A 26,484-nucleotide genomic window follows, 5' to 3' on the forward strand; every position below is an offset into this window, starting at 1 on the left:
ATTACATAAATAAAAAACGAAAGGGATGAAGTTATTTGAAGAAACACTGTTTTAAAAAGGTTGTTTGTTTACTTTTATTTTTTTCAATGCTTTGCACCATGTTTGTTACCGCTTTGCCAATGAATGCAATGGCCGGGGGAACGACCTACTATGTGGATAGCAGGGGAGGGGATGACAGCTATAGCGGCATAAGTGAGGCCTCTCCATGGAAATCGCTGGATAAAGTCAATGCTACCGACTTCAAACCAGGCGACAAGATTTTGTTTAAGGCCGGGGAACGCTGGGATGGCCGGCTGTGGCCCAAGGGTTCCGGACAAGAGGGCAATCCTATCGTCATCGATATGTACGGTACCGGAAACAAGCCATTAATCGCAGGGGTAACCTCCGAGATGGAAGCCATCTTTTTGAAGAATCAGGAGTATTGGGAAATCAATAACCTAGAGGTTACCAATACTTCACCATTGCCTTTTGATAGAAACTGGAAGAATCCCAGAGGGCAGCGCCGGGGCGTATACATTTTGAACGAAGAAGCCGGTATATTGCATCACATTCAAATTAAAAACATGGATATTCATGATGTTGACGGCGCTTATACCACCCGCTCCGGGGGAATTATTTTTGATTCAGTAGGCTCAGAAACACCAAGTGCCTTTGATGATATTCTAATTGACGGCAATATGCTCAAGGATGTGGATGCTTATGGTATTTATATTAGTTCTAATTGTATCTTGCGTTACGGAATGGGCGATTTATGGGAGTGGGTACCAAAGCCTTATGGACCATGGACGCCTTCCACAAATGTAAAAATCTCCAACAATACCATCATCAGAGCGGCAACAGGCGGAATCGCATGGAATGTAACCGATGGTGCAGTTGTAGAACACAACACGGTGCAACAAGCTACCTATCTGGCCACAAATGCCTCCATTTGGTGGGCATATACCGACAATAACCTGGTTCAGTTCAACGAATCCTTTGAGTGTGTAAACGGCAAGGAAGATGGACATGGATTTGATGTGGATGCAGGAAATATCAATTCCCTGGTTCAGTACAATTACAGCCATGATAACGCCGGTGGGTTTATGCTTTATGTAAACGATACCTACTGGACCCTCAATACCATCGTCAGGTATAACATCAGTCAAAATGACAAAGGCAGCATATTCCGTTACAGTGGCTCAATTGATAATGTTTATAATTACAACAATACGGTTTATGTGGGAGCAGCCTCCCAAAACCCGGTGATGAGCGATTACTTTACAAAGCCCTCCGGAGCACCGCGCAACATAAAAAATTACAACAATGCGTATTATAGTAAAGGGGATCGGGGATGGAAGAGTTTGACAGGACAAACCTTTGACTACAATGCCTATTACGGCGGAAATACCTTAGTAGCATCCGATGCCCATAAGGTTACCGCAGAGCCGAAATTTACAGCTCCCGGAACAGGAGCAGCCGGTATGAACACAGTCAATGGATACCAATTGCAGGAAGGTTCTCCTTTAATCGGCGCAGGTATCCGTATTAACAATAATGGGGGACGGGATTATTTTGGTAATCCGTTATATAACGAGGCTCCCGATATTGGTGCACATGAGTACACCGGCAGTGTGCCAGCGGCGGGGGATATGCCCGATCCGATTGATGTTATCAATCGCCACCCTATCGCCGCAGTCACCACGACCTTCCCTACAGGAGACGGCACAATTGCAAATATTATCGATGGCAATGTTGACACATATTGGGCAAGTACTGCCAATATTACCACCGCCACCTTCCCTCGCGATATCACAGTGAACTTCGGTGATAATCCCATAACCTTAAATAAGCTCACGTTGTGGGTACATTTCGGAAAAGGTCAAGGCATCACCAATTTTGATGTGGAGTATTACGACGGACAAAATTGGGAGACAGCCTTATCCGATGCAAAGATTGAATGGGAGTTGAACAATGGGACGAAAGAACCCCAGTCAGTTACCTTTCCAACGGTTACAGCGTATCAGCTCCGATTGAAGGTTACCGGTGCCAATCTGACATGGAAAAACATTACCCTTACTGAACTTGAATTTAAACTTGAAGATTCACCATCAGCCAGGCAAATGCCAGCTTCGACTGGTGATGCCAGGGATGCTGTCTTTGACTCCTTTGGCATGGAAGATAAGGAAAATTAAAAAAGTATATACCGTATGAGAGCTGCACAATGGTTTGGTCAAAAACGGAGGTTTGGAATGGAACAGATAGAGCTTGGTATAGCGACGGATTTTGCGGGAGAAAGTCCGCAGATTGAAGAAGTGGAAAAAATTCTTTATAAGGCAGCAAAGGCGGGTTTTACTCATATTCACTGGTGTCATGAGTGGGATGGAGATTACTTGTATTCTTCTTATGAGATGGAGCAGATTAAGGAGTGGTTTGAAAAATATGGATTAAAAGCAAAGGCACTCCACGCTTCTAAAGGTTCTAGACGGAATGTAAATATTCTGAATGGACATTACCGCAAGGATTATACCTCGGACATTGAGTACAATAGAAAAGCAGGGGTGGAACTTATTAAGAATAGAGTGGATTTGGCAGACTGCCTGGGGGCAACTGAAATTGTACTTCATCTTTATGTTCCACATATTACAATCAGAAAAAGGCCGGAAGTTAAGAAAGAATTTTACACACAGGTCTACAAATCTATGGATGAGTTGCAGCCTTATTGTATAAAAAAAGGTGTACGGATATGTATAGAGAATCTGTTTGATATGCCGGAAGAAGAACAACTGGAACAATTAGACCTTCTTTTTTCCAAATATCCTCCGGAGTTTCTGGGCTTTTGTCTTGATACGGGACATGCAAATATGATTTGGGGCAAGGATATTCCTAAAATAATAGAAAAGTATGGAGAACGCCTCTATGCCGTACATCTTCATGATAACAAAGGTGCCGTGGATTTTCATCTTATTCCGGGAGAGGGCTCAATTGAATGGCCTGCTGTGATGAAGGCAATTGCAAAATCAGCCTATATACCTCCTTTGGTTATGGAATTGAATTGCTATGAGGACGACATGGAGGAATTCCTTCAAAAAGCATATAAGGCAGGAATATGGCTTAATGAGATGTATTCTCATTGCTAGAAGTGTGTACCGCCTGTGAACCAGAGGAACTTGCAAAGGTTGTTTCTCCTGGTTCACCAGGCAGTTTTTTGATTATGTCTTGCGTTCCGGAAGAAAAATTCCATGAATGTACACGTAATCATTGCCTTATACTTGGAAAAAAGGAAAAATAATGTTACATTATCAATAGGATAAGATAAACGGATGTGAAAAAGGACATAATCCCAAGAATATATTTTCGAAGTCCCTTTTACAGATATGATAGGAAGGATAAAAAATCAAAATGATAGAATATGACTTTCGTGTGGTAAGTTCATTAGAAAAAATATTTCCTGAAACGGAACCCACTATATTAAAGGAAGGGCTGGAAATCAGCGGACTCCTTGGCGAAACCGTTTCATTCCAGCTGGCTTACAGGATTAATTGCGATGAAAATGAAACTGACCAATTATTCCGTTTTAAGATTGCCTCTGAAATTGAAGATAAAATTAATATCAGGAGCGTTGAACTGGTGCCTTCTGACCTGCCGGCCTATGATAAATATGACAGTAATTATATAAGTACCAGACCGGGCCTTTACCCGGATTTATTGCTTCCTAAAAAGGATGAGGAGTTAAAGTTGTATCCTTATCAATGGAGAGCATTATGGTTTGATATCGTGCTTACTGAAGATATGGCGGGGCAGAGATATCCGATTATAATCAGAATAAATAAGGGGGAGGAAACAATCTGGGAGGAAGCAGTCCACATCCGGTCTCTTAACGTAACTCTTCCCCATCAGGAATTGATTCATACCGAGTGGTTTCATACGGATTGTCTTGCCAATTACTATAAGGTACCTGTATTTTCAGAAGAACACTGGATAATCATTGAAAATTTTATTGAGACAGCAGTAAAACATGGAATCAATATGATTTTAACACCTATTTTAACGCCGCCTCTTGATACGAAAGAGGGAGGAGAGAGAATAACGGTTCAGCTGCTTCAAATTCAGAAAGAAAGCAGTAAGTATAAGTTTGACTTTACTTTGTTAAGACGGTGGCTTGGCATTTGTAAAAAGAAAAAAGTAGAATATATTGAAATTAGCCATCTCTTTACACAATGGGGAGCGAAACATGCACCTAAGGTTATTGCAGAGGAAAACGGAGTGCTAAAGAAGATTTTTGGATGGGAAACGGCTGCTTGCAGTAGAGAATATAAGGAATTTCTGGATCAGATGCTGCCGGAACTTAAAAAAGTACTGGAGGAGGAGGGTTACCTTGCTCATACATTTTTTCATATATCGGATGAGCCTGGGACAGAACACAAGGAGTCATATGCGGCAGCAAAAAGGATTGTATGGGAGCAATTATCAGATTGTAATGTGATTGATGCGTTAAGCAGTTACAGCATGTATCAGGAGGGAATCGTAGAAAAACCTGTGGTTTGCAATGACCATATCCAGGACTTCATTGATGCAAATGTACCTGATTTATGGACTTACTACTGCTGTGCACAGAGTCTGGATGTGAGCAACCGTTTCTTTTCCATGCCATCGGCACGTAACCGCATTCTGGGTCTGCAGCTTTATCTTTACAATATAAAAGGATTTCTGCATTGGGGCTATAATTTTTATAATTCCCAATATTCTATTTCACCAATCAACCCTTTCCAAATTACAGATGCCGGTGGTGCCTTCCCTTCTGGTGACCCCTTTCTGGTATATCCTGCAGAGGATGGGACACCTTATGCATCAATACGTTTGATGGTACTTTCGGAAGCGTTATATGACCTGAGAACTCTCAGGCTTTTGGAGAAATTAACAGACAGGTCTTTTGTAGAATCAATGATTTATCAGGGATATGACCGGCCTATTACATTTAAAGAATATCCTCAGGATGCTTCCTATTTATTAAACTTAAGAAAGCGGGTAAATAGTGAAATATCAAAAAGAATGGAAAAGTAAAATCAATCATCCAAATCCTCCTAATTTTTCTGATTTCGCTATAGATATATAACTGGTTAGTTAATTAAAGATTCTTTCACGTATTTTTTAACTTGAAAGGAAATTCCCTTGCATGGAAATGGAATAAAAGGTATAATGAAATTGGTTCTAATGTTTCATTGAATAAATATATTCAATGACTTAGAATCAATTTGTCGTTTATGACTGTATTATATTTTATATTATTTAGAATAGATTCAGTAGCTTAAGGAGGATTATAAATGGCTACGAAACAAAAAAGTTCACAAAAATCAACTACGAAAAGAAAAAGCAGTGGTTCCAATTCAGGCAGAAGAGGAAGACCACCTAAAAATAAGGGGAAAGCTGGTAACCTAAGTGCCGGACAGAGCATGGATCCGGAAAAGAAAGCCTTATTCTATGATGAAATTTTATTGGTAGCATCCTTAGTAATAGCCTTATTGCTTATTTTAAGCAATTTTAATTTAAGCGGTAAAGTTGGCGGATTCATTAATGGTGTTACTTTTGGTCTGTTTGGATTTTTGGCCTACCTTTTACCTTTTTTCTTATTCTTTGGAATGGCATTTTACATAGCAAACCGGGGTAATTATGTTGCACGTATAAAATTAATGGGTGCAATTGCTTTAAGTATTGCTGTCAGTTCCTTAATACATCTTATTACATATGGGTATACCCAAAACAGTAAAATTGGCGACATTTATAAAATGTCATCGGAATCTAAAAACGGAGGCGGAATTATAGGGGGAATTCTCTGTAATGTTTTATATCCTTTGTTTGGAAAAGCAGGCACTTATATAATACTAATAGCCCTTACTATTATTTCTATTATGTTTATTACAGGCAAAGCGCTTCTAACCATTCTTGGAGTAAAGAGTGAAGCTTCTTTAAAACAAATGAAAGAACGCAGATTACAAAGAGAAGAAGAAATGGCAGCAGAAGAAGAGCGCAGGCCTGCTAAAACTTTTACACTAAAGAAAGAGGAAGATTCTAAGAAGATGGCAGCTACAGGGGATGATTCCCAGGACAAGAATGCCGGGAATAAAGGAGCTGCTGAAAAAGGTGACGGGCTTTTTGGCTTTAAGAAAAAGAAAAAAGCTGCTGCACATGACAATGTTTCTTCACCAAATATAGATTCTTTTGATATGGAAGAAATCAAACCAATGGACGTAGATGATATTCCAATCCAAAGAAGTAATTCTTATTATGATGAAACTTCAGTAAATGAAAAGGTTTCGGAAGAGTTAAAAGCGAAGTTTGGTACCGGGGGTGATAGTACCCTATCCAATCCTGAAGTGCAGAATCGTCCTGGCATTGATGATGATATCAAGAGGCTCCTTCATGCAGCCGGTGAGGATGTAGTTGATAGTGATGCCGGAGCATATAATACAGAGAAAGAACAATCCCAGAGCACCCAAATGAATAGCTTTCCTGAAGAAGAGAAGCAAGGGGCTGTCCATGAGGTAACGAATAAAGTATCCTCCCGTAGTTCTTCAGCAAAATCAAGTGTTGCAGGAGATGGGGAGGTAGAACCTATGAATATTAATCAAAATCTGGAGGAAAAGAAGGAATATATTTTCCCAACCGTTGATTTGCTCACAAGGCCAAAGGCAAATGCGAAAGGTATGACAGATAAAGATCTAAAAGAAACTGCATTGAAGCTCCAGAAAACATTAGAGAGTTTCGGCGTTCAGGTAACTATTACCAATGTTAGCTGTGGTCCTGCTGTAACCCGCTATGAATTACAGCCGGAACAAGGTGTAAAGGTTAGTAAAATTACAAGTTTGGCAGATGATATTAAATTAAATCTGGCAGCCGCAGACATTAGAATTGAAGCACCCATACCGGGAAAAGCCGCTGTTGGTATTGAAGTACCCAATAAAGAAAATACTATGGTAATGTTTCGTGAATTAATTGAAGCCAATGAGTTTAAGAAGCATCCATCCGATATTGCCTTTGCAGTAGGAAAGGATATTGGTGGACAACCTATTGTTACGGACATAGCTAAGATGCCCCATTTACTTATCGCAGGTGCTACCGGTTCCGGTAAATCCGTTTGTATTAATACACTAATTATGAGTATCTTATATAAATCAAAACCATCGGATGTCCGTCTGATTATGGTTGACCCTAAGGTGGTAGAACTTAGTGTTTATAATGGAATACCACATTTATTAATACCTGTTGTTACGGATCCTAAAAAGGCTTCTGCCGCACTAAATTGGGCGGTTATGGAGATGACCGAACGTTACCAGAAGTTTGCGGAATTAGGTGTCCGGGACATAAAAGGCTATAACGAAAAGGTATCTAAAGTAGAAGAATTTAACGATGAGAAGTATCAGAAGATGCCTCAGATCGTCATTATTGTAGACGAGCTTGCTGATCTTATGATGGTTGCACCGGGAGAGGTAGAAGATGCAATATGCCGTTTGGCACAAATGGCACGTGCTGCCGGATTGCATTTAATTATTGCTACCCAAAGACCGTCCGTTAATGTAATCACCGGTCTGATTAAAGCAAATGTTCCATCCAGAATTGCCTTTTCCGTTTCTTCAGCTATTGATTCCAGAACGATTATTGATGGTTCCGGAGCTGAAAAGTTACTTGGAAAGGGTGACATGTTGTTCTTCCCATCGGGATATCCAAAACCTATTCGTGTACAGGGAGCCTTTGTATCCGATAAGGAAGTCAGTGCAGTGGTAGATTTCTTAACTGCTCAGAATTCTTCAGCGGAATATAATGAAGAAGTTGCACAAAAAATAACCAGTGTACAAGCGAATGAAGCTTCCGGTTCATCGCCTGCAAATGACCGTGATGAATATTTTATGGAAGCCGGTAAATTTATAATAGAAAAAGACAAGGCTTCCATTGGTATGTTACAAAGAGTCTATAAAATAGGTTTTAACCGCGCTGCACGAATTATGGATCAGCTGGCAGAAGCTGGTGTAGTAGGTCCGGAAGAAGGAACAAAACCAAGAAAGGTATTAATGTCTTTAGAAGAATTTGAGCAGTTTATTGACGAATACGTATAGACAAGGTTGAAGGTAATAAAGAAAGGAAAGGATTGCTGCAAGATAGAAAAAGGATGCCGGATATTAGTATTAGGGTGATTATTATAATTATATCCGGTATAAAGGATTCATCTGCAACAGGGCCTTATACGATAGGTATAAAGATGACGGCATGGCTTATTACAAATGGTTTTTTGCATACGTATAAATTTACGGAAATTAACCTTTGGTTAGTAGAAGCTGCTAAAAAAGCAGGTGTTGAATTAATTATTAAAACTAACAAAGAAGTGTTGGTACAATTGGGTTCTAAGAATTCAACAGAACATATAGAGGTGGGCAAAGGTAGACCAGACTTTATACTATTTTGGGATAAGGATGTAAGATTAGCTGAATATCTGGAGTTAAAAGAACTTCCAGTATTTAATTCCGCTAGATCTATTGCAATCTGTGATGATAAATCTCTGACTCACTTATATCTTCAAAGTTCAGGTATAAAGATGCCAAAAACAATACTTGCTCCTATGACATATTCTAATATAGGATATACTAGTATGGATTTTCTGGAGCAAGTTATAGAAGAACTTTCATTTCCAATGGTAGTGAAGGAATGCTTTGGATCTTTTGGTCAACAGGTTTATTTGACTTATAATAAAAAAGAGTTAGAAGAAAAGGTGAAAGAGATTCAGCCAAAGCCTATGTTATTTCAAGAATTTATTGAAACCAGCAGTGGTAAGGATGTTCGTCTTCAGGTGGTAGGAGATCAGGTTGTGGCGTCTATGTATCGGTATTCCGACACAGGTGATTTTAGAGCAAATATAACCAATGGTGGGAAAATGAAAGCATATCATCCAACAAAAGAGCAAAAGGACTTGGCAGTTAGATGTTGTAAAATACTTGGATTAGATTTTGCCGGTGTAGATATTTTATTTGGGGAAAAGGATGAACCAATAGTTTGTGAAGTGAATTCCAACGCCCATTTTAGGAATATTTTTGATTGTACGGGGGTAAATGCAGCTGATTATATTATGGAACATATTTTAAAAAGATTGAGTGATTCCATAAAATCATCTGATAAAAAAGCCCGTTCATATTAAAGTTCTCTTATTGCGTTACAAGGAAATAATATGGTGTTATTAGAATTGCTGTATTTTGAAATAAAGGAATTTTATAAGGGGCTGTTGCAAAATGGAATAGTTATATCAGATATGAGGAAAGCTGGTCATGTAATTAATATCAGGTATGAAACATTCGTTTTGCAATAGCCCCTTCTTTGAAAGCTTTATAGATAAGTAGATTAAAATTATTTTATTGAATTTTTATTAAGTAATTAGAATAACTAGAAAAAGAAAAATATGTAAAGAGATATGATAAATGATAAAGAGAAATAATAAAGAAAAATATGTAAGAGATATGATAAAGGAAAATAGTAAAGGGAAATAATAAGAGAGAAATATAATAATTTTAGTTTTAAGAGATAAAAGGAGAAACTATGGTTGGCTGGTTAATATACAGTGGGCATGATGTTGAAAAAAACAAAAGATATATTGAATTTTACATAAAAGAAGGCAAACTTCAAAGTATGCAAATCAAACTTATATTAATTGAAAAATTAGAGTTTGGTGTTCGTAACAATACATGGTACTTTAAGTATGAAAATAATGAAATAGGCCGTCCGGATTTTGCAATCTGCCGTACTATTTATCCTTTACTGAATAAGCAATTAGAGTATATGGGCATTAAAGTCTTTAATAATTCAAAAGTTGCAGAAATATGTAATGACAAGGCGAGGACCTATCAATACGTTGCTCAGTTAGATATTGATATGGTAGACTCTGCGTTTGTTAAGAATTATATGACAGAAGAGGCAATGAATCAGATACAGGAACCTTCCGTTATAAAAGCGGTTGCCGGACATGGAGGAACTCAGGTGTTTTTTCTGGAACCACCAACGAAAGAAACGGGGGAAAAAGAGTTTTCGAATGAAAAAACCAATAATACTACAAGTGTAGAATTCGATAAACGGGAGATTCTTAACGGACTAAATCAATCTGATATTGTATTACAACCTCTTACAGGATCTAAACATCAGGACCTGCGTGTTTATGTGATTGGGAAGAAGATAATTGCAGCCATACTAAGAACAGCCAAAGAGGGATTTAAATCAAATTTTTCTTTAGGCGGTGATGTGAGAGAATATCACCTGTCTAAAGGAGAAACTACAACTGTAGAAAAGATAATCAGCCTCTTTGATTTCGGATTAGTTGGAATAGATTTTATTATTGGAGACAAAGGAGAACTTATTTTTAATGAAATCGAAGATGTGGTAGGTGCAAGAATGCTTTATCAATGCACAGATATTAATTTGGTACGTTTGTATTTAGATTATATTAAAATGAACTTATAATTTCTAACTAAGCTCATAGAAAAAGAATAAATGAAATATGGGAGTTGGAACTAAAGGTTTTAGATGACAAGCGGCGTCCCATCTGGAAATTAAAAAAGTAGATATCGCAGGTTTGCCTGGGATATGCAACGGGGGTAAATATGAAAAAGCCAAAGATGATTTTATTTGATTATGGACAAACATTAATAAACGAAAGCGTATTTAATGGCTTAGCAGGTCAGAAAGCTCTTCTAAATAGGGCTATCCAAAACGGCTCCGGTGCTACAGCAGAAGAAATAAATAATTTTGTAGAAGAATTGGAAAAAGATATCGGCAGATATAATCTGGATACGGTAGATTCCTACAAATACGAAATTCATAATTTCAATTTTCAAAGATACATCAATGAATATTTTGAATTGGAATTTAATATGGAACTCTGGGAACTTGAGAAGATATTTTGGGACAATGCCTCCCCTGCTGCTGTAACAGAAGGAATTGAAGAATTACTTAGATATCTGGATGATAATACTATTCGAACAGGTGTAATCAGTAACATTTCCTTTGGGGAAGATTCATTAAAAGAACGCATTAATGAATTAATCCCCACCAATCACTTTGAATTCATAATGGCTACCAGTGATTATGTTTTCCGTAAACCGTCAAAATATATCTTTCAATTCGCCCTAAAAAAAGCCGGTTTAAAACCAGAAGAAGTATGGTATTGTGGTGATAATCCAGCCTACGATGTAGATGGTTCTGTAAATGCCGGTATGACAGGTGTGTGGTATACAGGTGCAATCAGACATAAAAGCGCAATGCCAAAATCTAATCATATTCATATAGAAAACTGGAGAGAATTGATCGATATGCTAAATAATCTTCATGTGTAGAATTGGGTAAAGCATGCTGAATATATCAGAGCACTTCGATTAACCGCAGGTACTAAATTAAACGAAGTAAGAACTTTAAGAATATAGATAATTAAATTTAAAATAAAGGAAAGCATTAAATATTTTATTCAGATGCTTTCCCTTTATTATTTCTGCATGATTGACTTCATTTTTCAGTGATAGAGTAAAATCATATTTTAGTCATAATCTGCTTATATAATAAGTTTATCTTTTAAGAAAGATAAATAAATTAAAGGAGTGATTCTTATGATGTATGGAAGAGGATATTCTAATACTCTTAGAAACAGCGGTTACAGTTGTTCGGGCTTTGGATTTATGAACAACAACTGGCTTACTATTATATTTACAACTTTATTAATTATAGTAGCAGTTATATTTATTGTTAAATTGATTCAAAATAATAAGTCTAAAACAGTTTCCAATATTGCAATGGACAATTTGAAAACTAAATTTGCCAATGGGGATATTACTGAAGAAGAATATCTCAGACATAAAGATATTCTGGAAAATAAATAGTATGCTTTAGAATGAGGTGAAATTATGAAATACAATATTTTGTTAGTTGAAGATCAAGAGCAGATTAGTAATGTGGTAGCCAAATATCTTATGAAAGAAGGCTATGATTATACAATTGCAAAAGACGGATTTGAGGCCTTGAACTTTTTTAATCAAAATAAATTTCACCTTGTTCTTTTGGATATTATGATGCCTGGTATCAGCGGTTTTGAAGTTTTAAAAGAAATCCGTAAAATTTCTGATATACCGGTTATTTTAGTAACAGCGAAAGAAGCGGAAGTGGATCGTCTAAAAGGATTTGAAATTGGTGGAGATGATTATGTAGTAAAACCATTTAGTCCAAGAGAATTGATGAAACGTATTAAAGTATTTTTAAAACGAATTTATCATGATTCCGATGAAACCGTTTATAAATATAGGGGTTTAAGTTTACATGCAAATAGTATGAAGCTATATAAAGAGGAACAGGAAATCTCTATTACAGCTGCTGAATATAAATTATTAGAAACATTATTTAAGCATAAAGGTCAAATACTTACAAGAGAACAACTGATAACATTATCCTATGGAGATGATTACGAGGGATATGATCGTAATATAGACAGCTATATAAAACGAATACGTCAAAAAATAGAAGACAATCCAAAAGACCCGAAATTGCTTAAAACAAAATATGGAGCCGGTTATATATTTGGAGGTGAGGAACTATGACTATAAGAAAACAATGGTTAATAATGCTTATTCTGGTAGCGATATTTTCTGTTGTTGTTAATTCATTTGTTTTAAGTTCCTTAACGGAAAAATACTTTAAAGATTATGTTCAAGACAATTATGATAAACATTTTGAACAAATTGTTGCATATATTACCGAAACCTTATCTGCAGAAAATTATTCAAAAAATCAGATGGCAATTCAATTAGAAACCCATCTGGTTGACCCAATTAACAGAATAAAAGTATATGATGCAGAAGGCCTTCTTATAGCAGATGTTAGTAGTATTGATACAATGGGAAAAGGCATGATGAATGGCAATGGACATGGCATGCACGGTATGATGATGGGAAACTATAATCCCGGCCTGGAAGAAATTGATAATGCCGAAATCCGATATGGAAACAAAGTGCTTGGCCAGGTTAACATCACAAAATACAGTTCAGCTGAGAATTCCATGGATGCCTGGCTTTTTCAATCCTCACTTATGGAAAATAGCATATATTCTATTAGTATTGTTTTAATCTTTGTAATTATAATTGGAGTTCTCATAAGTAAAAAAACCAGTAAAGATTTAATTATGACTGCTAATATGGCTCAGAACATTGATATGGGAAATAAAACAATAAAACTTCGGTCTAATGTGAAGGAAATCAGAGTAATACAACAAAGCTTAGAATCCTTACAGACAAGGCTAAAAATAAAGCAAAAAAGCAGAAAAGCATTAATCGATGAAATGATTCATCAAACCAGAACACCCCTTACTATAATGAAAACTCACTTAGAAGGTATTGAAGATGGAATCATAGAATTGACTCCGGAGGAAATCAGAATATGTGAGAACCAAATAGAGAATATAACTAATATTATTACTAATATGAGCAGCATGATTGATGCCGATAAAGAATTAGATATGACCAATATGGAAAAGGTTAATATTAATCATTTATTAAGACAGATAGTAAGCGGATTAAAGGCGCAATATGAGAAAAAAGAAATTGATCTTATTATAATTGGCAATGAAAAAATAAACATATTTACGGATCCATATAAACTAAGCCAAACTATTTATAATATACTTACAAATGCATACAAATATACGAGTTCCGGCGGCAGAGTACAAATTGATTATCAATTAGCAGATGATAAGGTAATAATATCCATCGAGGATAACGGCATTGGAATTAGTAAAGAAGATCAAAATAAGATATTTGAAGCTTATTATAGAAGTGACCATGTACTTAATTCAGATGGAGAGGGTATTGGACTATATGTAGCCATTGAGAATATGAAAAGCATTAATGGAAAATTGTCTGTTTCCTCAGAATTAAACAAAGGCAGTAAATTTATCCTCCAATTGCCCAGAGAAAAAGATATCTAATACGGAAATAAATAATTTAATACACCATTCATTCTGAGCCGATAGGGGAGGAGGAATGGTGTATTAAAAGGATTCTTTGCCTAATGGCTCAGAATGAAAGTAGAGACCGCTTCAAATTCAGTGTTTTGGAACTTTTGAGCCTTAATTATTTTATAAAATCCATGAACCACAGTCAAGGCTGAACCCCTTGCCTTGACAGCGTTTCATGGATTTTGTGTATTATCATTAAGCTCAAAATGGAGTATTCTGTAAAACGAGTTTACACGAAATAAGAAACGGAGCCTGAAAGTAATATAAAGATTAAGTATCAGCCAGAATTTTTAGTAATTCCATGGGTTTATCTATAATATAGTCAGCTCCTGCATTCTGGAGTATTTCTCTATCCCGAAACCCCCATGTAACACCAACGCATTTTAAACCGGCATTATGAGCCGTATGTACATCCACATCGGAATCACCAATATAAATGGTTTCTTCGACTTTGGAACCTAATTCCTTCATAGCGGTAAATACACTGTCCGGAGCCGGTTTTCTGGCAACATGTTGAGATTCTCCAATAGCAACTTTAATGTATTCATCATAATGTTCTTTACATAATGCTTTTACGGAAGAATCAAATTTATTTGAAACAATAGCCAGTTTATATTCTTTATCTTTTAATTCTTTTAACAAATCTATAATACCATCATATGGTTTGGTTTTATTTTGGTTATTTGCTGCATAATGTTTAGCATAGATTTCTAAACAGGTATCAAGGGTCTCTTTGGCAGTTCCGGCAGGAACTGCTCTTTCTATTAAACGTCTCGCACCATTTCCTACAAACTGTCTCACTTCATCCAAGGTTCTTGTTGGAAAACCCATTTGATTTAAAGCATAATTTAAACTGTCTTTCAAATCGTCCAGAGTATTTAAAAGGGTGCCATCCATATCAAAAATCACTGTAGTATAAGTCATAAATATCCTGCCTTCCTTTAAATAGTATTAGCTTTATTATAACCCGGGGATCGAATAAGGTCAAAGAATATATACTAATAAGTTTTCAGAATAAATATAATATATTTTACTCTTTTATTATTATACTGATTTGATATAATAGAATATAGCAAAAGAGATTGCTTTTACGAATTTCTGACGGAATTACTAGAAGTGTTTGATGCCGCAAAAACGGTATCCTATTTGAAAGGTTGAAGGAAAATAAGATATAGAAAGGATGCCACAATGAAAGTCTTTCAACCAAATCTTTGGTGGCAATATCACATCTGTAAATCAGAGTGCTATATCTGCAAGCAGATGTAATATGTAATGGGTGTATAAATGAAAACGGATATTCAAATTGCTCAGGAATCAAAATTAAAACATATTAGAGAAGTAGCTTCAAAACTTAATATTGAAGAAGATGATTTAGAGTATTATGGGAAATACAAAGCGAAATTATCGGACGAATTATGGAATAAAGTTAAGAATAATAGGGACGGAAAGCTTGTTTTAGTAACAGCAATTAATCCAACTCCCGCAGGTGAAGGAAAAACCACTACAACGGTAGGTTTAGGCGAAGCGTTAGGAAAATTGAATATAAAATCGGTGATTGCTTTACGGGAACCATCTTTAGGACCCTGCTTTGGTATCAAAGGGGGTGCTGCCGGCGGCGGATATGCACAAGTAGTTCCCATGGAAGACTTAAACTTACATTTTACTGGTGATTTTCACGCTATTACATCAGCTAATAATTTAATTGCTGCAATGATGGATAATCACATTCAGCAGGGAAATGCTCTAAATATTGACCCTAACCAGATAGTTTGGAAGCGCTGCGTGGATATGAATGATCGTGTTCTTCGTAATATCGTAGTTGGTCTTGGACGTAAAACAGATGGAGTGGTAAGAGAAGATCATTTTATTATAACTGTAGCATCAGAAATTATGGCTATTCTTTGCCTAGCGGATGATATGAAAGATTTAAAAGACAGACTTGGCAGAATTATTGTTGCCTATACTTATGATGGAAAACCGGTAACAGCGAAAGAATTAAATGGGGTAGGAGCTATGGCTGCCTTACTTAGGGATGCTCTGAAACCAAATCTGATTCAAACCATAGAGAATACGCCAGCAATTATACATGGTGGGCCCTTTGCAAATATTGCCCATGGCTGCAACAGTGTAAGAGCCACGAAGACTGCATTAAAACTTGCGGATATTGTGGTTACAGAAGCAGGTTTTGGTGCTGATTTAGGTGCTGAGAAATTCTTTGATATAAAATGTACCAGTGCAGGTTTAACACCGGCTGCAGTAGTATTAGTAGCAACTGTGCGTGCATTAAAATATAATGGCGGGGTACCAAAGACAGAGCTTGGAAGTGAAAACTTGGAAGCTTTAAAGGATGGTATTGCTAATCTGGAAAAACACATTGAGAACTTACATAAATATGGCGTGCCAATTATTGTTACTTTAAATCGCTTCTTAACGGATACGGAAGCGGAGTTAAAGTATGTAAAAGAATTCTGTGAAAAGAAGGGCTGTGAATTTGCTTTATCCGAAGTATGGGAAAAGGGCGGTGATGGTGGTATTGAGTTAGCCAACAAAGTAATAAAAACGGTGGAAACAAAAGAGAGTAGATTTTCACCTTTATATAAGAAAGAATTATCTATAAAAGAAAAAATTGAAACCATAGCGAAAGAAATCTATGGAGCTGCTTCTGTAACTTATGATCCGGCTGCTGAAACAGCAATTAAAAAAATTGAGAACCTTGGTTTTAAGGAAGTTCCCGTATGTATGGCAAAGAATCAATACTCCTTATCGGATGACCCTGCAAAGTTAGGACGCCCTTCCGGTTTTAATATAAATATCCGGGAAGTATATGTATCAGCCGGGGCAGGTTTTGTGGTAGCCATTACCGGTACTGTTATGACCATGCCGGGCTTGCCAAAGATCCCTGCAGCAGAAGGAATTGATGTAAATAATGAAGGAATTATAACCGGATTATTCTAATAGGAAACAGCAAGAGGCTGTTATAAATAAAAGATGTCATTCCAGAAGGTGTTTTTATCCTTGTTTTTGGTAGATAAAAAAAATATCTTGCGTATAATATAGAAAAACAATTTTTTGGAGGTGTAAATTGGAATTAGTAAAATTAGAATTCCAATATACAGATGATGTAACTGTTATCAACAGGGAACAATTTGATGTTCATATGAGATTATACGAAGGATATATTAATAAAATAAATGAAGTTGATAAAATTTTAATGAAAGATCCGGATTTGGAAAATGCCAATTCCACGTACAGTAAATTCAGAGGATTAAAAAGAGGAGAAACTTATGCACTAGACGGAGTAATACTTCATGAGTATTATTTTGAGAATATAGGTGGATATGAGAAAGAGCCGGATGAAATGATAAAAAAAGCTTTAGACAGAGATTTTGGCAGCTATGAAAAGTGGAAAAAATATTTTGTAGCTACAGCTACAGCTAGCAGGGGATGGGCTATCCTTTGCTTTGATCCACGTTCCAACCGTTACCGGAATATCAGTTTAGATGCTCATGACGTTGGTAATATTCAAATATCCATACCTCTTATTGTATTAGATATGTATGAGCACGCCTATTTTCTGCAATATGCAGATAACAAGGCAGAATATATCAATAATTTCATGAAAAATATTGATTGGGAAGTAATAAAAGCACGTTTTGAAAGTTGTATGTAGTAGTAGATGTATATAGTGTTGACATAAAAAAGAGTAATGTCATACACTGAAAAATAATGCTGGATAGAAGAATACCGTATAAAATAGTTCTAGAAAGAATCATATCGAATTTTGAAAGAATGGTGCTTAACATTTTAAAATGTCAAGCACCATTCCCTCTTTTTTGTGGGATGTTCAAATAAATTACATTTATGAGATATGTTCTTTAATTCTTTTTAAAGGCTTGTTCGCAATAAACACAGCGGTAGATACCTTTACTACGATCAGTTAACTTAAAGACATGCTTTAATTCCTGTTCGATGGAAGTGATACATCTTGGATTTTTGCATTTAATAATATTCGTTACTTGTTCAGGAAGTCTGGGATTACGTTTTTCTTTAATGACTCCATTTTCTATGATATTAATAGTAATATCACGGTCCCATACACCAAGATTGTCGATATCAATGTCAAGTGTTTCAATTTTAATAATATCTTTTCTTCCCATTTTATTGCTTTTTGCATTTTTGATAATGGCAACGCTGCAATCTCTATTTTCTAAATTCAGATATTCGTATATCTTCATAGCGCCCCCAACTGCAATATGGTCAATTACGATACCATGTGTTAATCCACCAATGTTTAGCATGCTTCCACCTCCAATAGTTTCATAATAAGAGCCATTCTTACATACACACCAAACTGAGCTTGCTTAAAATATACGGCTCTTGGGTCATTGTCTATTTCTGTTGAGATTTCATTTACACGTGGAAGAGGATGTAACACAAGCATATCCGGTTTTGCATATTCCATCTTCTTTCTGTCTAAGATAAAGGAATCTTTTAAACGAATATAATCCTCTTCATTAAAGAAACGTTCTTTTTGCACTCTTGTCATGTAGAGTAAATCCAATTCAGGCAGAACCTCTTCCAATACATTTACTTCTTTATAAGGAATGTTATTTGCTTCTAGAACTTCTTCTCTAATATAATTAGGTATTCTTAATTCTTCCGGTGATATAAGTACAAATGATACATTTTCGTAACGAACCAATGCGTTGATTAATGAATGAACGGTTCGTCCAAATTTTAAATCACCGCATAAACCTACCGTTAAATTATTCAATTTGCCTTTTAATTGTTTAATTGTTAATAAATCTGTAAGGGTTTGAGTAGGATGATTGTGACCACCGTCACCAGCATTGATTACAGGAATAGAAGAGTATTTAGAAGCGACTAAAGGAGCACCTTCTTTTGGATGTCGCATAGCACATATATCGGCATAACCAGATATAACACGAATGGTATCAGCAACGCTTTCGCCTTTTGCAGCGGAGCTTGAATCTGCTGAAGAAAAACCTAATACACTGCCACCTAAATTCAACATAGCAGCTTCAAAACTTAATCGAGTTCTTGTACTTGGTTCATAGAATAGGGTAGCTAATTTTTTATGATGACAAACATTAGCAAATTTTTTGGGATCTTGAATTATGCTTTCCGCTAAATCTAAGATTTCATCCAATTCTGAAACAGTTAAATCAAGGGGACTAATCAAATGTTTCATGAGCACCTCCATAATAATTGTTTTGTATTCAACTGCATATTATACTATAGCGTTTTTTCGATTACAATAGTTATTTTTGCTTTAATTATTAGTATTTTTTATGATTTTCATAGTAAATTTTAATAAAAGATAAATAAATATGTATTTACAAAAGTAAAAATGAGATGCTGCAAGTATATTTCTTATATATGCAACATCTCATATTATTAACAGGGGTATAGGAATTTAATCACCTATATTAATGAACTAATATTATTCAAATATATCAATTGCACTAACAGGACAGCCGTCACGGGCATCTTCCGCATCTTTTAATTGATCTTCTGGAATATCTTCTTCAATTGCATGTGCTAAACCGTCATCACCCATACTAAAAACTTCCGGACATACACTTGGGCATAACCCGCATCCGATACATAAATCCGGATCTACTTTTGATTTCATATAAATGCCTCCTTCCTAATTATCCATCCTATTATTGCAAAAACACTTGTAAATTATGCAAGGAATAAGCAAATAATGTTAGAATAGACACAGTGTTTTGTTTTAATAGAAAATAGTAATTGACATAGGATGGATTTATATGTAGAATATTCATGTATACTAGTGTATTACATGGGATTAAGGATTAATGTGAAGGCAACAGGAAAAGAATGATAATTTTATCTTTTGGTTAACCTAGTTATTGTAAATAGCCAGGTTAATTTATTGTTGTATAAAATTAAACTTAATGGGAATAACGTCAAAAATAGACGTCCAAATAATAAATAAAGGAGATATTATTATGGCAAAAATAGTAACAATGGGAGAGATTATGTTAAGATTATCTACTCCAGGATATGAAAAATTTATTCAGGCTGACAGTTTTGATGTAAATTATGGTGGTGGAGAAGCAAATGTAGCAGTATCATTAGCTAATTATGGACATGAAGCTCATTTTGTAACAAAAGTTCCAAAGAATCCTATTGGTGATTGCGCGATTGCATCATTAAGAAAATATAATGTAAATACTAACTTTATTGCGAAAGGCGGAGAGAGATTAGGTATCTATTACTTAGAGACTGGTGCTTCCATGAGAGCTTCCAATGTAGTTTATGACCGTGCTCATTCTTCTATCGCAGAAGCAACTGCAGCTGACTTTGATTTTGACGCTATTTTTGATGGCGCTGATTGGTTCCATTTTACAGGTATTACTCCAGCCTTAAGTGATGGAGCGGCAGAATTAACAGAAGCAGCTTTAAAGGCAGCAAAGGCAAAGGGAATCACAGTATCTGTTGACTTAAACTTCCGTAAGAAACTATGGACTTCTGAAAAAGCTCAAAAGGTTATGACTAACTTAATGCAATATGTTGATGTATGTATTGGTAACGAAGAAGATGCTGAAAAAGTATTAGGCTTTAAACCAAGCGGCACAGATGTAACCAGTGGTGAACTTGAATTAGCAGGATACCAAGACATCTTCAAACAAATGATTGATAAATTTGGCTTCAAATATGTAGTAAGCTCCTTAAGAGAAAGCTATTCCGCATCTGATAATGGCTGGTCAGCATGCATCTATGACGGAAAAGAATTCTATCATTCAAGAAAATACAATGTAAGAATCGTAGACCGTGTAGGCGGCGGTGACTCCTTTGCAGCCGGATTAATCTGCGGTTTAATCGATGGAAAGAACATGAAAGATGCGCTAGAATTCGGAGTTGCAGCATCTGCATTAAAACATACCATTCCTGGAGACTATAACTTAGTTACCCGTGCTGATGTTGAAACATTAGTTGGTGGAGATGCTTCCGGACGTGTACAAAGATAATTCGATAATTATGAATAAAAATTAATTTTTTACTGTATCTTAAATGTCAGGAAAGAACTATTTCTTATCTGTTATTCTAAGAACCGGTTCAGCTTTTTAAAGTTTGGGTGGAAGAACCTCATGTGAAATGTAGATTCTTCCAGCGTAAACCCGCCTTTGCTGAATTGGTTTTAAGAATGATAGGATTAGAAGTAGTTCTTTTTTATTTTTTTTATTTATGTATATTATTTTCGATAATTTATAAAAATGTAAATTTATAAAAAATATTTTATATAAATATAAAAATATCTTGATTATTTCACAATGAACTATTATTATATATAAAAACGGAATAGAGAAAGCACATTTACATAGATTAGAAGGAGAAGCATATGATTAAACTTTATGAAAAAGGTGCCTATGTATTAAATGGTACTGAAATTATGGATGAACAAAATGTAACTTCAGAACTTTTATTTCAAAAGCTTGGGAAAGAGTGGACCAAAGAATCAGCAGCTAAAAATACATTAGCTTATGAAATATTGGAAGCTCACAATACTTCCGGTAACATGGAAAAATTAAAAATTAAGTTCGATAAATTAACCTCTCATGATATTACATTTGTAGGGATTATTCAGACAGCAAGGGCAAGCGGATTAGAAAAATTCCCAGTACCTTATGTACTTACCAATTGTCATAATAGCTTGTGTGCCGTAGGCGGTACCATAAATGAAGATGATCACATGTTTGGCTTATCTTGTGCGAAGAAATATGGCGGAATCTATGTTCCACCCCATCAGGCAGTTATTCATCAATTTGCCAGAGAAATGTTAGCTGGCGGAGGAAAGATGATTTTAGGCTCTGACAGTCATACCCGATATGGTGCATTGGGAACTATGGCTATTGGAGAAGGGGGCCCCGAACTTGTTAAACAGTTGCTTTCCAGAACCTATGATATTAATATGCCAGGTGTGGTTGGTGTTTATTTAACAGGAACTCCAAGAAAAGGTGTTGGACCTCAGGATATTGCGTTGGCCATTATAGGAGAGGTATTTTCCAATGGTTATGTTAATAATAAAGTTATGGAGTTCATAGGAGACGGCGTTAAGAATCTAAGTGTAGATTACCGTATTGGTATTGATGTTATGACAACAGAAACAACTTGTCTGTCTTCCGTATGGACTACAGATGAAAAGGTAGAAGAATTCTATGAGATACATAATAGAGCGGAAGATTACAAAGAATTAAAACCAAAGAATGTTGCTTATTATGACGGTTTCATTTATGTGGATCTATCAGAAGTTAAGCCAATGATAGCCATGCCTTTCCATCCAAGCAATGTATATACTATTGATGATGTGAATGCTAACTTATATGATATTCTTGATGAAGTTGAAAAGAAAGCCGGAATTAGTCTGGATAATAATGATATAAAATATACATTGAAAGATAAAATCAGAAATGGAAAGCTTTATGTAGAACAGGGTGTTATTGCCGGATGTGCCGGAGGCGGTTTTGAAAATATATGCGATGCCACAGATATTTTAAATGGAGCTTATATTGGTGCAGACGAATTCTCCCTGAGTGTCTATCCTGCAAGTCAGCCGATTTTTATGGAACTAGTTAAGAATGGCAGTGTTGCAAAATTAATGGAGACAGGCGCCACGATAAGGACTGCCTTCTGTGGACCATGTTTTGGTGCGGGAGATGTTCCGTCTAATAACAGCTTTAGTATTCGTCATACAACAAGAAACTTCCCTAATCGAGAGGGCTCTAAGATTACCAACGGACAGGTTGCTTCCGTAGCTTTAATGGATGCACGTTCCATTGCAGCCACTGCAGCGAACAAAGGGTATTTAACATCTGCTGAGAATATAGATGTAGACTTTAATAAACCTAAATATTTCTTTGACAGTAAAATATATGATAACCGTGTATATAACGGAGCAGGAAAAGCGGATCCTTCCGTGGAATTAAAGTTTGGCCCGGGTATTGTGGACTGGCCTGCCATGTCACCTTTAACAGAGGATTTGGTGCTTAAAGTGGTTTCGGTTATCCATGATCCGGTAACTACAACAGATGAATTAATTCCTTCCGGCGAAACTTCCTCTTACCGTTCAAACCCATTAAAGTTAGCAGAATTTACCCTATCAAGAAAAGACCCTTCTTATGTGGGACGTGCTAAAGAGATTCAAAAAGCAGAGAAAGCAAGGATTGCAGAAGAAGATATCTATGGTGCTTACAAGGAAGTAAAAAGAATCTTTGAAAAAATAAATGAAAAATTCCCAGTAGATCCTAAGATTACAGAAATCGGAAGCGTGATCTATGCTGTAAAACCAGGCGACGGTTCTGCAAGAGAGCAGGCAGCAAGCTGTCAGAAGGTTCTGGGGGGACTTGCTAATATCGCAAAAGAATATGCTACGAAAAGATACCGTTCTAATCTTATTAACTGGGGTATGCTTCCTTTCTTATTAAAAGAAGAGATAGCTTTTGACAATGGAGATTATATTTATATAAAAGATATTAAAAAGGCAGTAGCTGAAAAGACTTCTGAAATAAAAGCTTATGTTGTAGGCAAAGATATGAAGGAATTTACTTTGAGTTTAGGCGAATTGACAGAAGACGAAAGAGATATTATTCAAAGTGGATGTTTAATCAATTATTATAGAGATAAAAATTAAGGAATACAAAGTATATAACATATTTCTATACGGAGTATTATAAAGATTATGGATGGGCATCCGGAAATTTATCTTTAAAAAGTGTAACAAGTACATCTACAGGATATTCGGTAGTATACTCAGGAACTATGTATTGTGTTTTTGATTAATAAAAATATATGGCTACTCAGTTGAGTGGTATCAGGCTGTCAACAAAAGGTTTTCGGGATATTAATTCTCGGAAACCTTTTGTTGACAGCTTTTAAATTATGTTAGCATAGTATAGAATAATGCTGACATTACAGGTAATGTACTAATCAAGAAATATTAAGAATTAATATACTTGTGATATACTTAGAAATGTATTACAATAAAGTAATAATAAAAATGTAATAATAAAAACTTATACATAGCAGATAAAACAGATATAACATATAATTATTATGTAAACTATATAGGAGAGTGATAATATGGCACTAATTATTGATGGTAAAAAAATATCAAATGAAATTAAAGAGGAACTAAAAGATAAGGTTTTGGCTCTTAAAAAAGATGGTGTTGAAATTACTCTTGCCGTAATTCAAGTGGGCAATGATCCTGCTTCCAGCGTATATGTGGGTAATAAAAAGAAAGCATGTGAATATATTGGTATTAACTCATTATCTTATGAAATGCCGGAAGAAACTACAGAAGAAGAATTATTACAATTAGTAGATAAGCTTAACCGGGATAGAAAAGTAAATGGAATCTTAGTTCAATTACCATTGCCAAAACATATTCATGAAGATAAAGTGATTGAGACTATTTCACCCTTAAAGGATGTTGATGGTTTTCATCCTCAAAGTGTAGGACGCCTTAGCATTGGACAAAAAGGGTTTGTTTCTTGTACACCTGCCGGAATTATTCAATTGTTAAAGCGTTCCGGTATATCCATTGAAGGAAAAGAATGTGTTATTATTGGAAGAAGCAATATTGTAGGTAAACCAATGTCAATGTTGCTGTTAAGAGAGAATGGAACAGTTACAGTATGCCATTCTAAAACTAAAAACTTAAAAGAAGTTGCAAAACGCGGGGATATTCTAATTGCCGCAATTGGAAAGCCAAAGTTTATTAATAAAGAATATATAAAAGAAGGCGCTGTAGTGATTGATGTTGGAATTCACCGTGATGAAAATAATAAGTTATGCGGTGACGTAGACTTTGATGACGTAGTAGACCATGTCAGCGCAATTACACCGGTTCCGGGCGGAGTTGGCCCTATGACCATTGCAATGCTGATGCATAATTGTGTAGACAGTATTGAACTTTTGTAAACTATTAATTTTTCAACATTTCATTATATGAATTTGAGGGGTTTTTAAATTATTATGAGAAGAAATTATAGACCAAATAATCGACCGTATTATAGACCGGGTAATGAGAACCAAGCTGCAGAAAGCGTGAAAGATGTTACGGATTCCGGTGTGAATATTCCTACTAATACAGAAAGTGAACCAAATATTGATCAAAACAAAGAAGATACATTAATAAATACAGCAGAAGCTAATTTGGATAAAGATATAGATAATAATACAAAGAAAAATAAGAAAAATAATCCAATCCAAAAGATTACAGATTCGGATATACCAGAAATGATGGCAGAGGCTATATCAAATACCACTCCAGAAAAAATAAAAAAAGCAATGTCAGATACTACTCTGGAAGTAACAAAAGAAATAATATTGGATACTACTCCAGAAGTAACAAAAGAAATAATATCAAATAATGCTCCGGAAATAACAAAAGAAACAAAACCAAATACTACTTTAGAAGAAAAAGAAATAATATCAGATACTACTTCGGAAACTATAAAGGAAACAATAAAAGATACTATTCCAGAAGCAATAGAAAAAGCACCATCAGATACTACCCCAGAGACAATAGTCAATACTATATCAGAGGTAGCAGATTTGGAATTAATTTTGGATGATATAATAGGCCAAAAAGAAGATGCCATGGAGATTCAGAAGCAAAAGGAAATTTTATCTGACAGTGATAGGGATATAATTATCATTAACAAAGAAAGATATGAAATTTTGGCCTGTGAACATTCTTATGTGTTTCATCCTGAATACTTTGGTATATCACCAACCTGGACAAACGATTCAAATTTCCGATATAAATGTCTGTTTGAATTAGAAGATCATCAGCTTTATTTAAAAAGCTTTCAGGCAACTTGTGACAGAGGATATCCTATTATTAATGGTGTAAAACCTGAGGTTTGTAATTTAGAACATGGCTTTGAAACGGTGCAGTATATAAATATAAATGAACCAATGGAATATTCCGGTGCAATTATGTTTGCTAATTCTTTAGTTAAGGATTATAGATTACCCTACCATATGGATTTGTACAACCCACCATGTTTTAGCTATAAGTTTGTTGGTGAATTAATTTTTGATGAAGGCAAACTTATTACATCAGTAAACCATAACAAGGCAATGCGTCGTATCAGAAAAAATATTGATTTAGGTTTGCGTTCCCTTGATAAAAAACAGGATATCAATTGTATTAAAAAATTCATCAAAGTTTCTTTTATCGGCGATTATCAGTATCAGAAGAAAAAGCAAAAGGGAATTTGGAAAGATACTAGTAAGAGTAAAAATGTTAAAAATAAAGATGTACATATTATGGAATCCGGTAAAAGAACATATTTTGATAAAATAAAACAGAATTTAATAAAATTTGGCTCCAAATAAATAGGAGTGAATAATTTGCGATTTGCAGATTATTCACTCCTTCATCTTTGAAATTTGTTCATCTTTGAAATTTGTTTATCTTAGAA

The 26,484-nt window shown here is 35.4% G+C and carries 20 protein-coding genes; 16 read left to right on the forward strand and 4 right to left on the reverse strand.

Going from position 1 to position 26,484, the window contains the following annotated elements:
• Positions 1-35: 35 nt before the first annotated feature.
• From RT261_RS09615 to RT261_RS09660, 10 genes are all read left to right on the forward strand, one after another.
• Positions 36-2,171 carry a discoidin domain-containing protein gene (locus RT261_RS09615; protein ID WP_313132114.1) on the forward strand — a complete coding sequence of 712 codons (2,136 nt, stop codon included), beginning with the start codon at positions 36-38 and terminating at the stop codon, positions 2,169-2,171.
• A 57-nt stretch (positions 2,172-2,228) separates the two neighbouring features.
• Positions 2,229-3,116 (forward strand): sugar phosphate isomerase/epimerase family protein, encoded by an 888-nt coding sequence (locus RT261_RS09620; RefSeq protein WP_313132116.1) that lies wholly within the window; start codon positions 2,229-2,231, stop codon positions 3,114-3,116.
• A gap of 262 nt (positions 3,117-3,378) precedes the next feature.
• Entirely contained in the window at positions 3,379-5,040 is a 1,662-nt protein-coding gene (locus RT261_RS09625) for a DUF4091 domain-containing protein (RefSeq protein ID WP_313132118.1), read from the forward strand.
• 260 nt (positions 5,041-5,300) lie between these two features.
• Positions 5,301-8,087 (forward strand): FtsK/SpoIIIE family DNA translocase, encoded by a 2,787-nt coding sequence (locus RT261_RS09630; protein ID WP_313132119.1) that lies wholly within the window; start codon positions 5,301-5,303, stop codon positions 8,085-8,087.
• Between the two features lie 74 nt (positions 8,088-8,161).
• Positions 8,162-9,160, forward strand: a complete 999-nt coding sequence (locus tag RT261_RS09635; RefSeq protein WP_313132121.1) for an ATP-grasp domain-containing protein — start codon at positions 8,162-8,164, stop codon at positions 9,158-9,160.
• A 395-nt stretch (positions 9,161-9,555) separates the two neighbouring features.
• Positions 9,556-10,470: an ATP-grasp domain-containing protein gene (locus RT261_RS09640; RefSeq protein ID WP_313132123.1), complete on the forward strand. Its 915-nt coding sequence runs from the start codon at positions 9,556-9,558 to the stop codon at positions 10,468-10,470.
• 140 nt (positions 10,471-10,610) lie between these two features.
• A complete protein-coding gene (locus RT261_RS09645; protein WP_313132124.1) occupies positions 10,611-11,342 on the forward strand; it encodes an HAD family hydrolase in 732 nt (243 codons plus the stop codon).
• 267 nt (positions 11,343-11,609) lie between these two features.
• Complete coding sequence (locus RT261_RS09650) at positions 11,610-11,879, forward strand: SHOCT domain-containing protein (protein WP_313132126.1); 270 nt, start codon at positions 11,610-11,612, stop codon at positions 11,877-11,879.
• Positions 11,880-11,903: 24 nt separating this feature from the next.
• On the forward strand, positions 11,904-12,590 hold the full coding sequence (locus tag RT261_RS09655; RefSeq protein WP_313132127.1) for a response regulator transcription factor: 687 nt from the start codon (positions 11,904-11,906) through the stop codon (positions 12,588-12,590).
• Positions 12,587-13,972, forward strand: a complete 1,386-nt coding sequence (locus RT261_RS09660; protein ID WP_313132129.1) for a sensor histidine kinase — start codon at positions 12,587-12,589, stop codon at positions 13,970-13,972. The genes RT261_RS09655 and RT261_RS09660 overlap by 4 nt, the downstream gene beginning before the upstream one ends.
• 300 nt (positions 13,973-14,272) lie before the next feature.
• Here the strand turns inward: RT261_RS09660 and RT261_RS09665 are convergent, their stop codons facing one another.
• Complete coding sequence (locus tag RT261_RS09665; protein WP_313132130.1) at positions 14,273-14,926, reverse strand: HAD family hydrolase; 654 nt, start codon at positions 14,924-14,926, stop codon at positions 14,273-14,275.
• 360 nt (positions 14,927-15,286) lie between these two features.
• Between RT261_RS09665 and RT261_RS09670 the strand changes: the two genes are divergently transcribed.
• Together RT261_RS09670 and RT261_RS09675 are read left to right on the forward strand one after the other, a co-directional pair.
• On the forward strand, positions 15,287-16,957 hold the full coding sequence (locus RT261_RS09670; protein WP_313132131.1) for a formate--tetrahydrofolate ligase: 1,671 nt from the start codon (positions 15,287-15,289) through the stop codon (positions 16,955-16,957).
• A 127-nt stretch (positions 16,958-17,084) separates the two neighbouring features.
• Entirely contained in the window at positions 17,085-17,672 is a 588-nt protein-coding gene (locus RT261_RS09675; protein WP_313132132.1) for a superoxide dismutase, read from the forward strand.
• A 205-nt stretch (positions 17,673-17,877) separates the two neighbouring features.
• Here the strand turns inward: RT261_RS09675 and RT261_RS09680 are convergent, their stop codons facing one another.
• The 3 genes from RT261_RS09680 to RT261_RS09690 all read right to left on the reverse strand — a co-directional run bounded on the left by RT261_RS09680 (position 17,878) and on the right by RT261_RS09690 (position 19,658).
• On the reverse strand, positions 17,878-18,300 hold the full coding sequence (locus RT261_RS09680; RefSeq protein WP_313132133.1) for an aspartate carbamoyltransferase regulatory subunit: 423 nt from the start codon (positions 18,298-18,300) through the stop codon (positions 17,878-17,880).
• On the reverse strand, positions 18,294-19,214 hold the full coding sequence (gene pyrB, locus RT261_RS09685) for an aspartate carbamoyltransferase (RefSeq protein ID WP_313132134.1): 921 nt from the start codon (positions 19,212-19,214) through the stop codon (positions 18,294-18,296). Before pyrB ends, RT261_RS09680 begins: the two co-directional genes overlap by 7 nt.
• Positions 19,215-19,466: 252 nt before the next feature.
• The gene (locus tag RT261_RS09690; RefSeq protein WP_313132135.1) at positions 19,467-19,658 is read right to left on the reverse strand and encodes a ferredoxin; all 192 of its coding nucleotides are present in this window, start codon (positions 19,656-19,658) and stop codon (positions 19,467-19,469) included.
• A gap of 340 nt (positions 19,659-19,998) precedes the next feature.
• On the opposite strand from RT261_RS09690, the gene RT261_RS09695 reads away from it, so the two are divergent.
• From RT261_RS09695 to RT261_RS09710, 4 genes are all read left to right on the forward strand, one after another.
• Positions 19,999-21,021 (forward strand): sugar kinase, encoded by a 1,023-nt coding sequence (locus RT261_RS09695; RefSeq protein ID WP_313132137.1) that lies wholly within the window; start codon positions 19,999-20,001, stop codon positions 21,019-21,021.
• A gap of 371 nt (positions 21,022-21,392) precedes the next feature.
• On the forward strand, positions 21,393-23,681 hold the full coding sequence (locus RT261_RS09700) for a hydratase (RefSeq protein ID WP_313132138.1): 2,289 nt from the start codon (positions 21,393-21,395) through the stop codon (positions 23,679-23,681).
• Between the two features lie 449 nt (positions 23,682-24,130).
• On the forward strand, positions 24,131-24,973 hold the full coding sequence (gene folD, locus RT261_RS09705) for a bifunctional methylenetetrahydrofolate dehydrogenase/methenyltetrahydrofolate cyclohydrolase FolD (RefSeq protein ID WP_313132139.1): 843 nt from the start codon (positions 24,131-24,133) through the stop codon (positions 24,971-24,973).
• Positions 24,974-25,027: 54 nt separating this feature from the next.
• Entirely contained in the window at positions 25,028-26,398 is a 1,371-nt protein-coding gene (locus tag RT261_RS09710; protein ID WP_313132140.1) for a hypothetical protein, read from the forward strand.
• Positions 26,399-26,484: the final 86 nt, after the last annotated feature.

The sequence above is a fragment of the Anaerocolumna sp. genome (genome assembly GCF_032079385.1).
Taxonomy (GTDB): Bacteria; Bacillota; Clostridia; order Lachnospirales; family Lachnospiraceae; genus Anaerocolumna.

Excerpts from the sequence above, each read along its gene's own strand:
- RT261_RS09630 (WP_313132119.1), top strand. The coding sequence starts at position 5,301 with ATGGCTACGAAACAAAAAAGTTCACAAAAATCAACTACGAAAAGAAAA.
- RT261_RS09620 (WP_313132116.1), top strand. The coding sequence starts at position 2,229 with ATGGAACAGATAGAGCTTGGTATAGCGACGGATTTTGCGGGAGAAAGT.
- RT261_RS09690 (WP_313132135.1), bottom strand. The coding sequence starts at position 19,658 with ATGAAATCAAAAGTAGATCCGGATTTATGTATCGGATGCGGGTTATGC.
- RT261_RS09695 (WP_313132137.1), top strand. The coding sequence starts at position 19,999 with ATGGCAAAAATAGTAACAATGGGAGAGATTATGTTAAGATTATCTACT.
- RT261_RS09710 (WP_313132140.1), top strand. The coding sequence starts at position 25,028 with ATGAGAAGAAATTATAGACCAAATAATCGACCGTATTATAGACCGGGT.
- RT261_RS09650 (WP_313132126.1), top strand. The coding sequence starts at position 11,610 with ATGATGTATGGAAGAGGATATTCTAATACTCTTAGAAACAGCGGTTAC.
- RT261_RS09645 (WP_313132124.1), top strand. The coding sequence starts at position 10,611 with ATGAAAAAGCCAAAGATGATTTTATTTGATTATGGACAAACATTAATA.
- RT261_RS09665 (WP_313132130.1), bottom strand. The coding sequence starts at position 14,926 with ATGACTTATACTACAGTGATTTTTGATATGGATGGCACCCTTTTAAAT.
- pyrB (WP_313132134.1), bottom strand. The coding sequence starts at position 19,214 with ATGAAACATTTGATTAGTCCCCTTGATTTAACTGTTTCAGAATTGGAT.
- RT261_RS09655 (WP_313132127.1), top strand. The coding sequence starts at position 11,904 with ATGAAATACAATATTTTGTTAGTTGAAGATCAAGAGCAGATTAGTAAT.
- RT261_RS09640 (WP_313132123.1), top strand. The coding sequence starts at position 9,556 with ATGGTTGGCTGGTTAATATACAGTGGGCATGATGTTGAAAAAAACAAA.
- folD (WP_313132139.1), top strand. The coding sequence starts at position 24,131 with ATGGCACTAATTATTGATGGTAAAAAAATATCAAATGAAATTAAAGAG.
- RT261_RS09680 (WP_313132133.1), bottom strand. The coding sequence starts at position 18,300 with ATGCTAAACATTGGTGGATTAACACATGGTATCGTAATTGACCATATT.
- RT261_RS09625 (WP_313132118.1), top strand. The coding sequence starts at position 3,379 with ATGATAGAATATGACTTTCGTGTGGTAAGTTCATTAGAAAAAATATTT.
- RT261_RS09670 (WP_313132131.1), top strand. The coding sequence starts at position 15,287 with ATGAAAACGGATATTCAAATTGCTCAGGAATCAAAATTAAAACATATT.
- RT261_RS09660 (WP_313132129.1), top strand. The coding sequence starts at position 12,587 with ATGACTATAAGAAAACAATGGTTAATAATGCTTATTCTGGTAGCGATA.
- RT261_RS09700 (WP_313132138.1), top strand. The coding sequence starts at position 21,393 with ATGATTAAACTTTATGAAAAAGGTGCCTATGTATTAAATGGTACTGAA.